The organism is Vibrio sp. 1180_3, from assembly GCF_029478545.1.
Taxonomy (GTDB): domain Bacteria; phylum Pseudomonadota; class Gammaproteobacteria; order Enterobacterales; family Vibrionaceae; genus Vibrio; species Vibrio aestuarianus.
The window spans coordinates 49,268-63,628 of the sequence record NZ_SJFM01000015.1 but is presented as its reverse complement, the minus strand read 5'-3'; the positions used below and the strand labels follow the sequence as shown (position 1 = coordinate 63,628).

General features: G+C 41.2%; 12 protein-coding genes. 8 read left to right on the top strand and 4 right to left on the bottom strand.

Going from position 1 to position 14,361, the window contains the following annotated elements; translation table 11 throughout:
* Nucleotides 1-9 precede the first annotated feature (9 nt).
* Both rtxC and EYW48_RS11185 read right to left on the bottom strand, forming a co-directional pair.
* Complete coding sequence (gene rtxC, locus EYW48_RS11190; protein WP_277432407.1) at nt 10-471, bottom strand: RTX toxin-activating lysine-acyltransferase RtxC; 462 nt, start codon at nt 469-471, stop codon at nt 10-12.
* A gap of 26 nt (nt 472-497) precedes the next feature.
* Nucleotides 498-842 carry a peptide chain release factor 1 gene (locus EYW48_RS11185; RefSeq protein ID WP_277432406.1) on the bottom strand — a complete coding sequence of 115 codons (345 nt, stop codon included), beginning with the start codon at nt 840-842 and terminating at the stop codon, nt 498-500.
* A 462-nt stretch (nt 843-1,304) separates the two neighbouring features.
* On the opposite strand from EYW48_RS11185, the gene EYW48_RS11180 reads away from it, so the two are divergent.
* The 3 genes from EYW48_RS11180 to EYW48_RS11170 are packed head-to-tail and all read left to right on the top strand — an operon-like array spanning nt 1,305 to nt 6,912.
* Nucleotides 1,305-3,410, top strand: a complete 2,106-nt coding sequence (locus tag EYW48_RS11180; RefSeq protein WP_277432405.1) for a type I secretion system permease/ATPase — start codon at nt 1,305-1,307, stop codon at nt 3,408-3,410.
* Entirely contained in the window at nt 3,407-4,768 is a 1,362-nt protein-coding gene (locus tag EYW48_RS11175; protein WP_274682007.1) for an HlyD family type I secretion periplasmic adaptor subunit, read from the top strand. The genes EYW48_RS11180 and EYW48_RS11175 overlap by 4 nt, the downstream gene beginning before the upstream one ends.
* Nucleotides 4,769-4,770: 2 nt before the next feature.
* Entirely contained in the window at nt 4,771-6,912 is a 2,142-nt protein-coding gene (locus tag EYW48_RS11170) for a type I secretion system permease/ATPase (RefSeq protein ID WP_274682008.1), read from the top strand.
* 36 nt (nt 6,913-6,948) lie between these two features.
* Here the strand turns inward: EYW48_RS11170 and EYW48_RS11165 are convergent, their stop codons facing one another.
* The gene (locus EYW48_RS11165; RefSeq protein WP_053311134.1) at nt 6,949-7,737 is read right to left on the bottom strand and encodes a helix-turn-helix transcriptional regulator; all 789 of its coding nucleotides are present in this window, start codon (nt 7,735-7,737) and stop codon (nt 6,949-6,951) included.
* A gap of 99 nt (nt 7,738-7,836) precedes the next feature.
* Here EYW48_RS11165 and EYW48_RS11160 point away from each other — a divergent pair, with 99 nt between their 5' ends.
* The 3 genes from EYW48_RS11160 to EYW48_RS11150 all read left to right on the top strand — a co-directional run bounded on the left by EYW48_RS11160 (nt 7,837) and on the right by EYW48_RS11150 (nt 10,547).
* A complete protein-coding gene (locus EYW48_RS11160) occupies nt 7,837-8,736 on the top strand; it encodes a DMT family transporter (protein ID WP_176313312.1) in 900 nt (299 codons plus the stop codon).
* A gap of 174 nt (nt 8,737-8,910) precedes the next feature.
* On the top strand, nt 8,911-9,672 hold the full coding sequence (locus EYW48_RS11155; RefSeq protein ID WP_053311136.1) for a DeoR/GlpR family transcriptional regulator: 762 nt from the start codon (nt 8,911-8,913) through the stop codon (nt 9,670-9,672).
* A 152-nt stretch (nt 9,673-9,824) separates the two neighbouring features.
* Nucleotides 9,825-10,547, top strand: coding sequence for a LuxR family transcriptional regulator (locus EYW48_RS11150; RefSeq protein WP_053311137.1), 723 nt, complete (start codon nt 9,825-9,827; stop codon nt 10,545-10,547).
* A 6-nt stretch (nt 10,548-10,553) separates the two neighbouring features.
* On the opposite strand, the gene EYW48_RS11145 is transcribed toward EYW48_RS11150, so the two are convergent.
* Nucleotides 10,554-11,135, bottom strand: a complete 582-nt coding sequence (locus EYW48_RS11145; RefSeq protein WP_053311138.1) for an acyl-homoserine-lactone synthase — start codon at nt 11,133-11,135, stop codon at nt 10,554-10,556.
* A 1,086-nt stretch (nt 11,136-12,221) separates the two neighbouring features.
* Here EYW48_RS11145 and EYW48_RS11140 point away from each other — a divergent pair.
* Both EYW48_RS11140 and EYW48_RS11135 read left to right on the top strand, forming a co-directional pair.
* Nucleotides 12,222-12,509 carry a hypothetical protein gene (locus EYW48_RS11140; protein ID WP_277432404.1) on the top strand — a complete coding sequence of 96 codons (288 nt, stop codon included), beginning with the start codon at nt 12,222-12,224 and terminating at the stop codon, nt 12,507-12,509.
* A gap of 52 nt (nt 12,510-12,561) precedes the next feature.
* Complete coding sequence (locus EYW48_RS11135; RefSeq protein WP_277432419.1) at nt 12,562-14,334, top strand: carboxylesterase family protein; 1,773 nt, start codon at nt 12,562-12,564, stop codon at nt 14,332-14,334.
* Nucleotides 14,335-14,361 lie beyond the last annotated feature (27 nt).

Genomic DNA, 14,361 nt, shown 5'->3' with positions numbered 1-14,361 from the left:
AATTTCGGATTAAATAGAAAACCACTGTACCTTTCTGATACAGCGATCACTTTGAACATTGACCTTGCCGCGGACCGTACAAACTTTCTGCCCCTGCCACGGAAGGAATACACGGCGACGAAGGTCATTGACAACTTCGCGGCCATGACCGAATGGCGCTATCATCTCTGGAATGTAGATATGCTGGCCTGAACACCAGTCAGATGGAGATATTTCACGCACTCCAGATAACAGCTCATCTCGGATCTGCTCAGAGACAAACGCCCAATTACAAAATGCAATTGGGCGTCCGTGCTCATCTTCGTAGTAACAAAACTGGTTTAGCTCAAAAGCAGGCAAAATACGCTGCTGCCACTCAGCAACAACATATCTGCGGTGAAGAGGCGAATGCTGACTTAACAACATCACCCCCCCTATTATTTTTTGAATTTGCGCTAAAGTAAGATTTGCTGATTGATGTGTAATAGACATATGTTCTATATCACCGAATACAGCTATTATTTGGCTTTAGAAGATCGATTCTTTTGCGCAGGTTTTTCTTCTGTTTTGACTTCTTCAGCTTGATCAATATTAGGCTCGTTTGAAGGTAAAAAACCAGCTGCAACTAGCTTGTCAAATTCTGCCGACATACGAGGATCTTCAAGCATATTTTTAACCATTGAAACCATATACATAAAGCCAGAAGCTGGCATATGAACCACTTGTTTAAGCTCAAGATCACTATCGCTTTCAGCCATTACGCCACTAGCCATGTTTTTTTGATCTTGACCTACAAAATAAAGAGAAAAAACACCTTTATTATAGTTAACACTAGATACTGTTTGAACAAACTTCTCAGTCATAAATACACCTAAATTATTTTATAATAGGAACTACTCCCTGTAAAAATAGTCCCAACAATAAGAAAATGGCTAAAAACAAGAACTTCAGCCAACAATAAAATCATACTAATAATTTTATTATTTATATGATATATCCAAAAACAATGACTATCAACGGCTATCGATATTATTATTCACACTAAAATTTATCAATTACTCTATTTTCAGGCGAAAATACCCACCAACTTGCATAATAACTTAATTACATCATTAGCAACACAAAGCATAATTATGGTGATTGAACATCAACAAAATAAAACAAACCACAAACAACAGTGAAACCAGCTAGTAACTAATTGGAAACATATGCGGTTGTTTTTTAATCAGGTTGCATTTTGCACTATTTATTGAATCTTATAACAAGCGGTGATAGCATGCCGAGCTTTGAAATATGCTGTAAAAAATCGACTAAGTAATATAACTATGACTAATAATGAAAGTTTAACGCTGATATGCATACAGTTTTGTTTAAGTATTATTAGTGGTAACAGAAAAGAAATAACAGACAACACTAGTTTTGATAAAAATAATAACTTTGAAGATGAACTAGAAATAATAAAAAACAAAAATAATGTTAGAATCCATATAAGAGATTCAATGTCCAATAGAATTGATAAAATCAAAACACCATCAATTTTATTTAACACTCAAGGACTACCATTTATTTTAGCTAAAGCTAATAAAGGGGTGTTTTTAATACAAAACCCTAATAAAGAAAATCCAGAAGTCGTTACCTATGCTCAACTAAACTCAATTTGGAATAAAAAATGGATTGAAATTAAACAGTCCCAGTCGCGTTTCGATATCACATGGTTCATTCCTGAATTTCTTCAACATAAAAAAGTATTGAGCGAAATTTTATTATTTTCTTTTGTGTTGCAAATCCTCGCCTTAATTTCACCTCTTTTTTTCCAGGTTGTCATGGACAAAGTTCTGGTACATCAGGCTTGGTCAACTCTTGATGTGCTCGTTTTTGGCCTTGTTATTACTGGTATTCTCGAGGTGGTACTGCGCGGATTACGCGAATATCAATATGCGCATACCGCCAATCGGATTGATATTCAACTTGGATTAAAGCTGGTAAAACACTTATTTGGTCTGCCACTGATGTTTTTCAAGTCACGGCAAGTGGGTGCCATCGTAACTCGAGTACGTGAGCTCGATACAGTACGCGAGTTCTTAACAGGCTCAATGTTCACTTTAACAGTCGAATTCTTGTTCATGTTTGTCTTTCTCTACGTAATGAGTTTACTTTCGTCGACCCTTACATGGTTATTTATTGCAACTATTCCTCTTTATATATTGCTCGCTTGGTGGCTCACACCTCGAATGCAAACGGCGATAGAAGAGCAATTTACACATGCTGCGGCGAATACCTCATTTCTAACAGAAACCGTTGCCGGTAGTGAAACTCTAAAAAGCTTAGCCGTAGAGCCACGCTTTGTTCGTCGTTGGGACGAGCAAACAGAAAAAATGGTTTCTACTGGATACGTAGTTCAACAACTCAACAACCGATCCAACCATGTCGTTCAACTCATCCAGAAAGTAACAAGTATTGGAGTTCTGTGGCTAGGGGCAACAGAAGTGCTGTCATTAGAGATGACTATCGGCCAACTGATCGCTTTTAATATGATGACAAACCACATAGCCCAACCTTTATCACGCATGGTTGAGTTATGGGGACAGTTCATTCAAACACGCGTGGCATTAGAAAAGCTTGGAGACATGCTCAATTTACCTGTGGAGCAGCACACAGGTAACGATACGGTTGCACTACAAGGGGCTATTTCGTTCAAAAATATCCTATTCCGTTATCAACCAGATACCCCTCCGACTCTTAGCAACTTATCACTAGATATCCAAGCAGGTGAAACATTAGGCGTTGTGGGAACATCAGGTTCTGGGAAAAGTACCCTAGCCCGATTGTTACTACGACTCTATAGTCCAGAGAAAGGACTGATAACGGTTGATGACACACCACTAAATCAAATTGGCATCCAGCAACTGCGCCAACAAATCGGCATCGTACTGCAAGAAAACTACTTATTTAATAAAAGTGTTTGCGAAAATATTGCTCAATCAAAACCTGAAGCTAGCTTAGAAGAGGTTATCGAAGCGGCAAAACTTTCTGGAGCCCACGAATTTATAATGAAACTCCCAATCGGCTATGACACGATATTGGCAGAAGGTGGTCAGTCTCTTTCTGGTGGGCAAAGGCAGCGACTTGCGATTGCGCGAACGCTCCTTTCTGACCCAAAAATTATCATTTTAGATGAAGCCACCAGCGCCCTTGATGATGAGTCACAGGCATTGATTCAATCTAACATGGCGAGCATTGCTAAAGGACGTACGGTTATCACTATCGCTCATCGATTATCTACCGTACGAGATTGCGACCGAATTATCGTTCTTCATCAGGGAAGTATCGTCGAAGAAGGTTGCCATCAGCACTTATTAGAGCTTGGTAAACAATACAAACAATTATGGCAGCTTCAGCAAGAGTTCAAACAAGAGGAACCTAATACATGATAAACGTAATCAAGTTCTTCTTGAACAAGTTTAAGATAAACCAAACAACAGAAAACCATTACGAGTTTTTACCTGCACATCTTGCTCTATCACAGCGCCCTCCTTCACCGTTTGCTCGTATAACGGCAATCACTCTCAGTCTAGGAGTCCTTGCTGTATTGCTTTGGGCTTATTGGGGGAAGTTGGATGTACAAGCTACAGCAACTGGCCGTTTCGTTGTGTCTGGTCGTTCTCAAGTTATTCAATCTTATGAACAAAGTCGAGTGCTCATCATTCATGTTAGAGACGGTCAACGTGTTAAAAAGGGCGCACCACTTCTTACTCTTGATACCTTAGGCGTGAATCAAGACATTACGCGTTTGATCACCCAATCTGAATTTCAAACTAATGAGCTCATCCGCTACCGTGCCTTAATCAATAATAAACAGCTCTCTCAAGATCCCATGTTTACAGTATTACCACAGGAACAGCAGACGTTGATCAATGAAAATTATCTCAGTGAAAAACGAGAATTTGAATCAACTATCGCCAGCATCAACGCTGAAATGCAAGTGAATAAAACATCGCAGGCGGCTCGCCAAAGCGATATCAACGCCCTAACTCTGTTGACCGAAAATATTAGTCAACGACTTGCCGCACGAAAAACACTAAACACGATTAAGGTGATTGGACATGTCGAATATCTCGAACAAGAGAAAGAGTTATTGGAAGTACAACGCCAAGTCTCTCAGCAACGAGCTGAGTTAGAAGTTCTAAAGTCGCAATATCACAGCCTCGAAGAGAGGTTTACCGGTTTCAAAGCACAAAAACAAAGAGAATGGTTCGAAAAACGTAAGCAAGCTAAGTTGCAATTAGTGGCATTGGATCAGGAACTTTCTAAGTTTCGTGAGCGTGAGCAACTAGAGATCATCCGTTCACCTGTCGATGGTACAGTGCAGCAACTCAGTATCTACACTTTAGGAGCAGTGCTTCAACCTGCGCAAAACTTGATGATTATTGTACCTGAAAATGCGGTACAGCAAGCCGAAGTACAGATCCTCAATAAAGATGTAGGCTTTGTTTATCCTGGACAGTCAGTAACGGTGAAGGTAGATGCATTTCCGTATACTCGTTACGGCACTATCGAAGCAGAACTGTTAAGTATTTCGCGTGATTCAACCACAGATGAACGCTTAGGGCTTGTTTTCCCTGCACAAGTTCAACTGAAACAAAACAATATTTTGATTGATGGTCAACGCGTTGAACTTACACCGGGAATGTCCGTTGTTGCCGAGATTAAAACAGATAAACGCCGCATTATCGACTACCTACTCAGCCCAATTCGCGAATACCAAGCTGAAGCACTAAGGGAGAGATAAGTATGAATATATCACCCCAAAAAAACGGGGCTTCTATCACTCAAGATAACTACGCAATAGAAGCTATAGTTTATGCAGGTAACCATTTTCATAAAAAGTCGACCTGCACACAGCTTAAGCATGCATTAGGTGTAAATCATTCCAACTTAAGTGATATGCAAATAAGGGAAGCAGCAGACTATATTGGCTTAAAAAGCCAGGTCACAAAGATACAAGCAAAGGATCTAAATACCCTTCCTCTGCCCGTTTTGATTGAAATCGACAATCATTGGAAAGTAGTCACAAAGGCCACTGATGGATCATGTTTTTTGTACGACCCAGCGACTCAATCAGAGCAGCATAGAGAACTCCATTCAGAGAACCACTTATTATTGAATTATAAGGTGATATTAGTAGCCGATGAGAGACTAAGCAGCAAAGAAGTCAAATTTGGCCTTAGTTGGTTTGCGCCGTCAATCTTACGACAAAAGAGCCAAATGCGCGATGTCTTCTTCTATGCTATTGCGCTACAAATATTCGCATTAGTCAGCCCCATGCTGTTTGAGAATGTTATCGACAAGGTACTGGTAGGCCGCAGTCTCTCAAGTTTACATGTGCTTGCAATAGCTATGCTCGCACTGGCCTTGGCTGAACCTGCCTATAGCTACTTACGAAACACCGTTTTTGGCCATCTTGCTAGCCAAGTTAATGCCGAGCTATCAGGTCGCCTTTATCGTCACTTGGTTGGCTTACCCCTCACTTACTTTAAACAGCGCCAGACAGGGCAAATCATCGCACGAGTGCGTGAAATGGCACAGATCCGCCAGTTTTTGACTGGTTCGACACTAATGCTGTTGCTCGATTTGATTTTTGTTACAGTCTTTATCGCTGTCATGTTTCACTATGCCAGTACTCTGACTTGGTTGGTTATCGGATCACTAGTAATCTATTTCTTACTGTGGCTTATAGCAGGTCCCTTAATAAGGAAAAAAGTTGAGTCTGAATATGAATCAGATGCCGATGCCACAACCTTTCTTACTGAAGCTGTCACAGGCATTGAAACCATTAAAACCACTGCAACTGAACATAGGTTCCTACATCAATGGCAACGGATACTCAGCCAACAACTTAACCGCAGTTTTGATGCTCAAAAATCAGGATTAATTGCAGGACAAGGCATCGCACTTGTTCAAAAACTCACGGCTGCATTATTACTGTGGTGGGGAGTCAACGAAGTGTTAAATGGTGAGCTAACACCAGGACAACTGGTCGCTTTCAACATGTTAGCTGGCCATGTTACTCAACCCGTACTTCGACTTGCGCAAATTTGGCAAGACTTTCAGCATACTCTCATTGCGTTAAGGAGAGTGGGCGATATTCTTGACGAGCCAAGAGAAAATAGCAAGCAAGGGTTAGCCTCCGTCCCTGAACTCAATGGCGGCATAGAATTTAATAACATTCGTTTCCGTTACCATGAAGATGCTCCTGAAGTGTTAGCCAACCTATCTCTGGAGATTAAACCGGGGCAATTTATCGGCATCACAGGGCCATCTGGCTCAGGTAAAAGTACACTTACCCGCCTACTGCAACGCTTGTATATTCCTCAACATGGGCAAGTATTGGTCGATGGAATGGATCTCGCCATAGCTGATCCTGTTTCTCTGCGTCGTAATATGAGTGTGGTCTTGCAAGAAAGTATTCTTTTCTCCGGTAGCGTGGCAGATAACATCAGGCTAAGTAAGCCCCAAGCTTCTGATGAGGAAATTCGCCATGCAGCACAACTAGCTGGCGCTTTGGAATTCATTGAGGGGCTTCCCCACGGATTTAATCAGCCAGTGGGTGAGAAAGGATCGGCTCTATCCGGTGGTCAGCGTCAGCGTATTGCCTTGGCAAGAGCACTGCTGGTGAATCCTCGAATTTTGCTGCTCGATGAAGCAACGTCTGCACTCGACTATAACTCTGAGGCTGCCATCATGAGCAATATGGAGGAAATTTGTCGAGGCCGCACCGTAATTAGTATCGCACATCGCCTAAACACAATTCGTCATGCTGACAATATTCTTGTCTTAGACAAAGGCCAAGTATGTGAAAGAGGAACTCACCATGAGCTGGTTGCGAAAGAAGGACTTTATGCCAAACTATGGAAACAACAAATTGGCATCTAACTCAAAGACATAAATTATTGATGGCATAAACGATGGCTATAGCAGTCGATTTTTATACTGCTCCGGTGTCTGGCCGGAGTATTTTTTAAACATTGCAATAAAAGGGCTGGCTTGGTTGTAGCCTAAGGTCAGCGCCACTTCTTTCACTGAATGACCGGTGCGCAATAAATCCATTGAATATAAATAACGCACTCTTAAACGCCATTCAGTAAAACTCATACCTAACTCTGTCTGGCAATGCCTTGCCAAAGTCCTTTCTGTAGTGTGCACTTTCTCGGCCCATTGAGAGAGAGTGGTATCATCGGTGGGGTTTTCTTCAACCGCAGCTAAAATTGGTGCCAAATATTTATTGTCTGTCGATGGCAAAAAGTGATGCTGCGTTTCTTGAGTTGCGAGTTGATCCAACAATACCTGTACTAACCTCTTATCTGCTGGTGTTTGAGCAACGTTGATATCACGTGCACGAAAATCTTCAATTATGGCAGAAACGATAGGCGTGACTTTAATAAGGCTAGTCTGCTTGGGGAAATGACGAGTCATAGCATGTTCGATATTCAACGAGCAATATTCAATCGGCTTGCGATTATAACTACAGTGTTTCACTCCAGCTGGGACCCAAATCGCTAAATGCGGTGGTGCAAGAAAGCGAGTATCTTCCGCTTCCATCTCAAGTATTCCACCTGAAATCAGTTGTACCTGACCCCAAGGGTGGCTGTGAGTACGGGTTTCAGTGTTCGATAAGAACGCCTCAAAATTCATAAACACGTCCGATGGTGCTCTATCAATGGATAAAGAAGGGTGAAGATTCCGCGCCGCTTTTTTCAAACTTGTCTTCCTATCGCTCGCAATGTCGTTTTAGAGATATATATAATTATATAGACCTGCCACACTATATTCCTAGCCACATTTTGCGACGAGACTCACATGGTATATCTTCTTCCGCTCTTCACGGTCCTTATTTGGGGTGGGAATTCCATCATCAATAAGCTTGCGGCCGAAACCATTGAGCCAAGCGCAATGAGCTTCTATCGTTGGTTTGTTGCTATGTTAATACTAACACCGTTTTGCCTGCCGACGGTGATACGTCAGTGGAACATCATCAAGCCATACCTAAGCAAACTAGCTTTTCTTGCGATGCTAGGTATGGTGCTCAACCAGTCGCTAGGTTATTACGCAGGACTGACCACAACCGCTTCCAACATGTCACTCATTACATCACTGGTTCCTCTACTGAGCGTCTTTATCAGTGTTCCCTTGCTCAATAAGCGTATTTCTGGATTAAGCATTGTTGGTGGAGTGCTTTCTCTTTCTGGACTCACGTTTATGCTTGGCCAGGGTGACATGAGCTTTTTTATACACCAAGATATCACCCAAGGTGACGCTTTAATGGTCGCAGCGGCCATCGTTTATGCTTTGTATTGTGTTCTTCTTAAGCGTTGGAAAATGCCACTTAGCAACTGGACGCTCATTTATATGCAAGGCTTATTTGCTGTTTTCATGCTGATCCCATTATGGCTAAGCAGTGATCAATTACTCCCCACCAAGGGCTCTCTTCCATTAATCGCCTATGCCGCTGTCGGTGCCTCGCTACTCGCACCATGGATGTGGGTGAAAGCGATAGATATTATCGGTGCAGATTCCAGTGCCATGTTTATGAATTTACTGCCAGTCGTTGCTGTTTCTCTAGCGGCCACACTATTGGGAGAAACCGTGCAAAGCTATCATTTTATCGGCGGATTGATGGTTGTCTCTGGTGTTATCCTTTCGCAAGTAAAGCTCAAGAACAAACGCTCGACAGCTATCGAACGCGTGACTCAACCTTAAAAGCAACGGTAAGTTATGAGGTAAACTTTGGCTAAGAATGTTCGTTTAATGTGAATTGTCGCTTAAAACGCGCAAATAACGTCACTCTAGTGATTGAATTTGCTCAAGTAAAACGTACACTGTTCAAGATTGGAGCATACAATCAAGTCAGACGAGCATATAAGGATATTTAGGGTGAAAGCAGTTAAACGCCATCAAGAAATCATCGAATTGGTTCAAACTCACGGTTTTGTCAGCACTGATGACTTAGTCGAACGTTTTAATGTTAGCCCGCAAACCATCCGGCGAGATCTTAATGAGTTGGCTGATGCCAACAAATTACGTCGTAATCATGGTGGAGCAACCATTGCTTCCAGTTCAGAAAACTCTTCTTATCACACTCGACAAATAACATATCAACAAGAAAAACAGAAAATTGCCATCGAACTTGTCAAACACATACCTGATGGTGCAACGCTGTTTATCGATATCGGAACCACACCAGAAGAAATAGCTCGCGCCTTGATGCTCAATCACGAAAACTTACGTATCGTGACCAACAACATTAATGTAGCAACCATCCTAATGGCAAAACCCGATTTCAACGTAATTTTAGCTGGTGGAGAAGTACGCAATAAGGATGGTGGTGTTACGGGTGAAGCAACGCTAGATTTTATCTCACAATTTCGTCTTGATTTCGGCATCTTAGGGATCAGCGGTATTGACTACGATGGTTCACTACTTGATTTCGATTATCATGAAGTTCGAGTAAAACGAGCAATCATCGAAAATAGCCGATGCGTCTATTTAGGTGTGGACCACAGTAAGTTTGGGCGTAACGCGATGGTCAAACTTGGTACCATTGCTGATGTGGATTTGATCATTACCGATGCCAAACCCCCTGAAGAAATTGATACTTTTGCTCGTGAGAATGAAGTCATTATTCAGGTGATATAGCTCAATATTTCACCTATTGATTTTTTCTTTTACGCTGTGGGATGACTGTTTTTAGATTTTAATATAAATAGTTTTATCATTTAAACGTACTACTAGTAATTTTTTTGGTATAAATATCACTATTCTTCCCCATTCTATAAGAATAACTGTCAATGCATAAGATCCTTCGGCTTATTCAAGAAAACCAGCACATTACCAGCCACCTGGAACTGGAAAATGTGCTGCTTGCTCTTAATAACCTGATTGACCATGAATTCTTTTTATTTGGTCTATCTTTGCATCCCACATTGAGAAGCCGTGAAACACTCTTAACTGACAATTACCCAAATTGTTGGCGCCAGCAATATGATGAATCTGGTTTTATGCACGTTGATCCCATAGTGAAATACAGCATGACCAACTTCTTACCCATTAGTTGGGATGATGCAAAGTATGCTAATAAAGATGGCCGCACAATTTTTGAAGAAGCACGCTCTAATGGCCTAAAAGCAGGATTCAGTATCCCCATCCACGGACTACGTGGGGAATTTGGCATGATCAGCTTTGCAACCTCTGACATTAAATCTTATCAACTTAACCAACAAAGCATTCAAACCTCTCAGTTGATCGTTCCGCTATTGGCACACAATATTTATAACATTGCCCGTTGCCATAAAGACGCCGAACCTCGAGCAAAATTAACAGCCCGTGAAATTCAATGCTTAACTTGGGCAGCTGAAGGAAAAAGTGCATGGGAAATTGCAATCATCATTGATACTTCAGAACGAACAGCCAAATTCCATATCAGCAATGCGTGTAGAAAGCTTGGAGCGACGAATCGCTACCAAGCAATTACTAAAGCCATTTTAGGCGGTTACATTAACCCTCATTTATAAAACGCACTAAGCATTTACACTTGCTCGGTATACCTCATTCATTGGGATATGCAGCGCGACTGATCGGGTGCTTCCGAGCATATGAACCTTTCTATCACCTAAGCGTTCGCAAGGAATTCCCATTCGTTTGATCAGCTTTTCAACACTGGCAGACGTAACCGTTACATACGACTCGATATGATGCTTCTGCGCGTGATGGTATAGTGATTGAAACATCTGTAAAGTAACATTACTCACCCCTCCTAACTGCGCTGAATAATCCTTATCGACGGCAAAACGACTCAACTCATAAATAGAGCGATCAACGGGAGCTACTTGGCTTCCCATCAGCTCTGGAAAAGTATTTTTGAGCATATAGTTGGTTGTGGTCGGTAAAATACGCCAACATCCAACTAGGTGACCATTATCTTCTTTTGCGTACAGATAATGAGCATCAGGAATATCATATTCATCACTTTCTAAACCTTGATTCGTTTTTAACTCCCACTGCAAACGTTGCGAAAACACTTTGTAACGCAGCTTAAGTAAGGAGACGTAATCGCCTTGAGGAACCGTTTGAAAATTGTGTGAATATATTGAAATAGTCATGGGATTTCTCCGTAGGTTGATGGAGAAATCAAGCTAACCAATATTAAAATATATAAAACCTGTTCGATCGAACAGTTACACCAAGATAATGTTTAAACTATTATTAACTCTACTGAACAACTAACGCTCAGTTGGCTTAATAAAGGTACAACATAAATTAAATAATTCGTACCGCTCGGCTTTAAAAATCCTCCTAGGCAACTAGGAGGATTTTTTATATCTCATCAATTTAATTGCTAAAAATATCATTACAGTTTGGTTGGTGCTTTGTTATCTGTTGGTTAATGGCAACGTTTAACCAAACCAGTAGCCACCAATGAGTATTGATCCAACCATAAGTTAATATTTTTGTGATACCGTACATTTGAGCGTAAATTAACGCGGGAAATTTCTTACGCAAAATGCTCCTAAACTCCCCTCACTCCACCGACAAATTCAATCGATAGTAAACATATGACAAAGGCTCTTGGTAATTAAGGCACGACAGAATCGCTGGGTGGCCACACACATTTTATGCCAAACGCTAACAATTCAACGAAACCGTAATATCTTAAGGTTTCGTTAAAACCGAAGTCATCGAAAAGACAAAGTGAATCTCAATGGAAACAAGAGCGTCAATCCTTACTTGAACAACTCACACTCGTCTTCGACCGCCAGAGAATCACGGTTAATGAGTGATTGGTTGTATTGCTTCCTGTTGGCTGTTTTGTAGCGAGGCTTAGGCATAAGGCTGAGAGGTAGTGGATGTAGCTGATCAGATCGTAGGTTATAAATTTAGTTTCATCGATTTGAGCAACAAAGCCCGTGTAATGCATGACCGATTAGGTTTAATATACTATCAATAGTAAGTTACAGTTAAAATTTGTGTTCGAGCTTGATTCAAAGTGACCATGTGATGTATGAATGCTCAATCAGCTATATTTTGATTAGCCTAACCATGCTCAATGGCTATTTTCTCATTTATGGCAAGATTGAGTTGAAGCCGTGGTCATCTTGCAAATCTCATACTGTTTAAAGTCTGTTATCTTGGCGTTAAAGTGTTTGTGATGATCATGCTCTATAATTCCTATGTTTAAGAGGTGAGTGATGAAAAAAATTTTTGCAGTTATGTTGGGGGTTGCCCTTTTCGGCTGTCGTGATGATACGACGGAGTTCAGCTTCACCCCAGATCCCGAAGAAGAATCGCCTACCCCCACCATTTTTGAGACTCAAATTGGCGGGGTGACTTTACAAGGTCTCAAAGAACCAATAAGCCCCGTTGTTCCTTCGTCTGTCGCAGCTTCATCCGTTGTTTCTTCATTTTCTGAGACAGTACAAGGCACCAACTTAGTCACTATAGAATCGTTCAAAGCCTTATGCCTATTCGGGCGATAGTAGTACTGAGGCTTTTTTCTTCGGTAAACCAAACCGCTTTGAGCACAGCGTGATGTTGCCGCTTGCAAAGGCTGCGGTAGAAGACAACTCCTTTACAGATTTTGGCAACATATGCCCACAGCCTGATTCATCAGAATATTCAGAGACTTGCCTTTACCTCAATATATGGCGACCTAATAACACCTCTGCAGATGATAAACTACCTGTGTACGTTTATATTCATAGCGGTACTTTTGAAACGGGATCGGGTAACTTGCCGAATATCATTCCCGATGTAGCTGTTGCACAAAGCAGCATGGGTAATAACCCATTTATCGCGGTCACTTTCAATTATCGTCTCGGTTTATTGGGAAAGCTTTGGGTTGAAGATAAGAGCAATACCAAGGGGGGCAACTTCGCTATTGGTGATCAAAAGCGTGCACTCGAATGGGTCAATCAACACATAGGTGATTTTGGTGGCGATAGCGCCAACGTGACGGTGTTTGGGCAAGGTGCTGGTGCTACATCAATTAATGCTCTTCAACAAACAACGACTGGAGATCGCGAAACGAACGATAATGTTGCAGGCAACTTCTTTAACAGAGCGATTATGCAAAGTTTACCGCTTGGCCTCTCATTTGAGTCCTACGCGGCGGCCAAAAACCAGTATGATACGTTGAAAACTGCAAAGGCCACACTGTATCCAGATCTGACCATCAACCAGTTAACTGTTGAGCAAGTTTTAGAGCTTCAAAAACAAGTGAAAGCAGAAATTACGGGACGCTTGTTTGGTTTACCTGACCAAACGATTGAAAATATGGTGAGTGACATTTTGGGTTGGATTGACGATGGTGATAGCACTCAGTCCATTGTTGCGAAACTTGGTGTGAAATACGCGTCAGATATTGCATCTATAGAACCGAGAGCTAAATTACTCCCGTTCTCTCCCTATATTGAATCACACCGTGAGTGCGTAAAAACGTTTTTGGGACTTTGCACAGAATATAAAGACTACCCGGGTTACCACATAACATCTCTTGCGCATGAAGCACCGTTAAAAGTGCCTTCTATTATTGGTTTCAATAACAATGAATCTGACGGTTATATTGCAGAACTAAAATTACTATTTTTAATTAATGTTGAGTTACTACCTGGGGTTAAGCTGATTGATGTTGTGCTATTCCTCATCGGAGATAGTAATGATATTCGAGACTTGCCAAATATTCCTGACATTCCAGCATATACATTAATTTCATCCATTTTATTCGCTGACCGTTTGACCGATACACCTTTACGTCTGGACGATTTTGCTCCTTCGACAACCCCAACAACTCTTGAGGGGATTAAGGAAGATCTTGGTAAATTTAATCAACTGAATAACCAATTGCTGTATAAATGTGCAGTTCGTGATTACGCCAAAACCGTTACCCATGATGTTGCGCCGACCTTATATCACTTTGATTACGAAGCGAGTTTTAATAATCAACTCCTTGATGGTTCAATTTTTGACACGATAGGCAACTTAGCTTGTTTTGGTGGAAAAGCATGTAATCAAGCTGAAATACCATTTATATTCAACCGGTTATACAACCAAGATGGTAAAAAAATCGCACCTAATGAAGGTGACCTACTTCTTATGGGGGAAGTGTCACGTTTCTGGTTTAGTGATGATTTATTTAATCCTGAATATCGATATCAAGAAAATTTGGATAATGTCTTGATGATATCTAATAATTCCGCAGATGACGGCGGTGAAATAAACACCAATCTTACAGAATGGGACGCTACGATGAATAAAGGTATTGATACCGAAACACTAGACGGTATTTGTGATGCGCTTTACTAAAGCAAATATTATTAATTACAGTGGAGG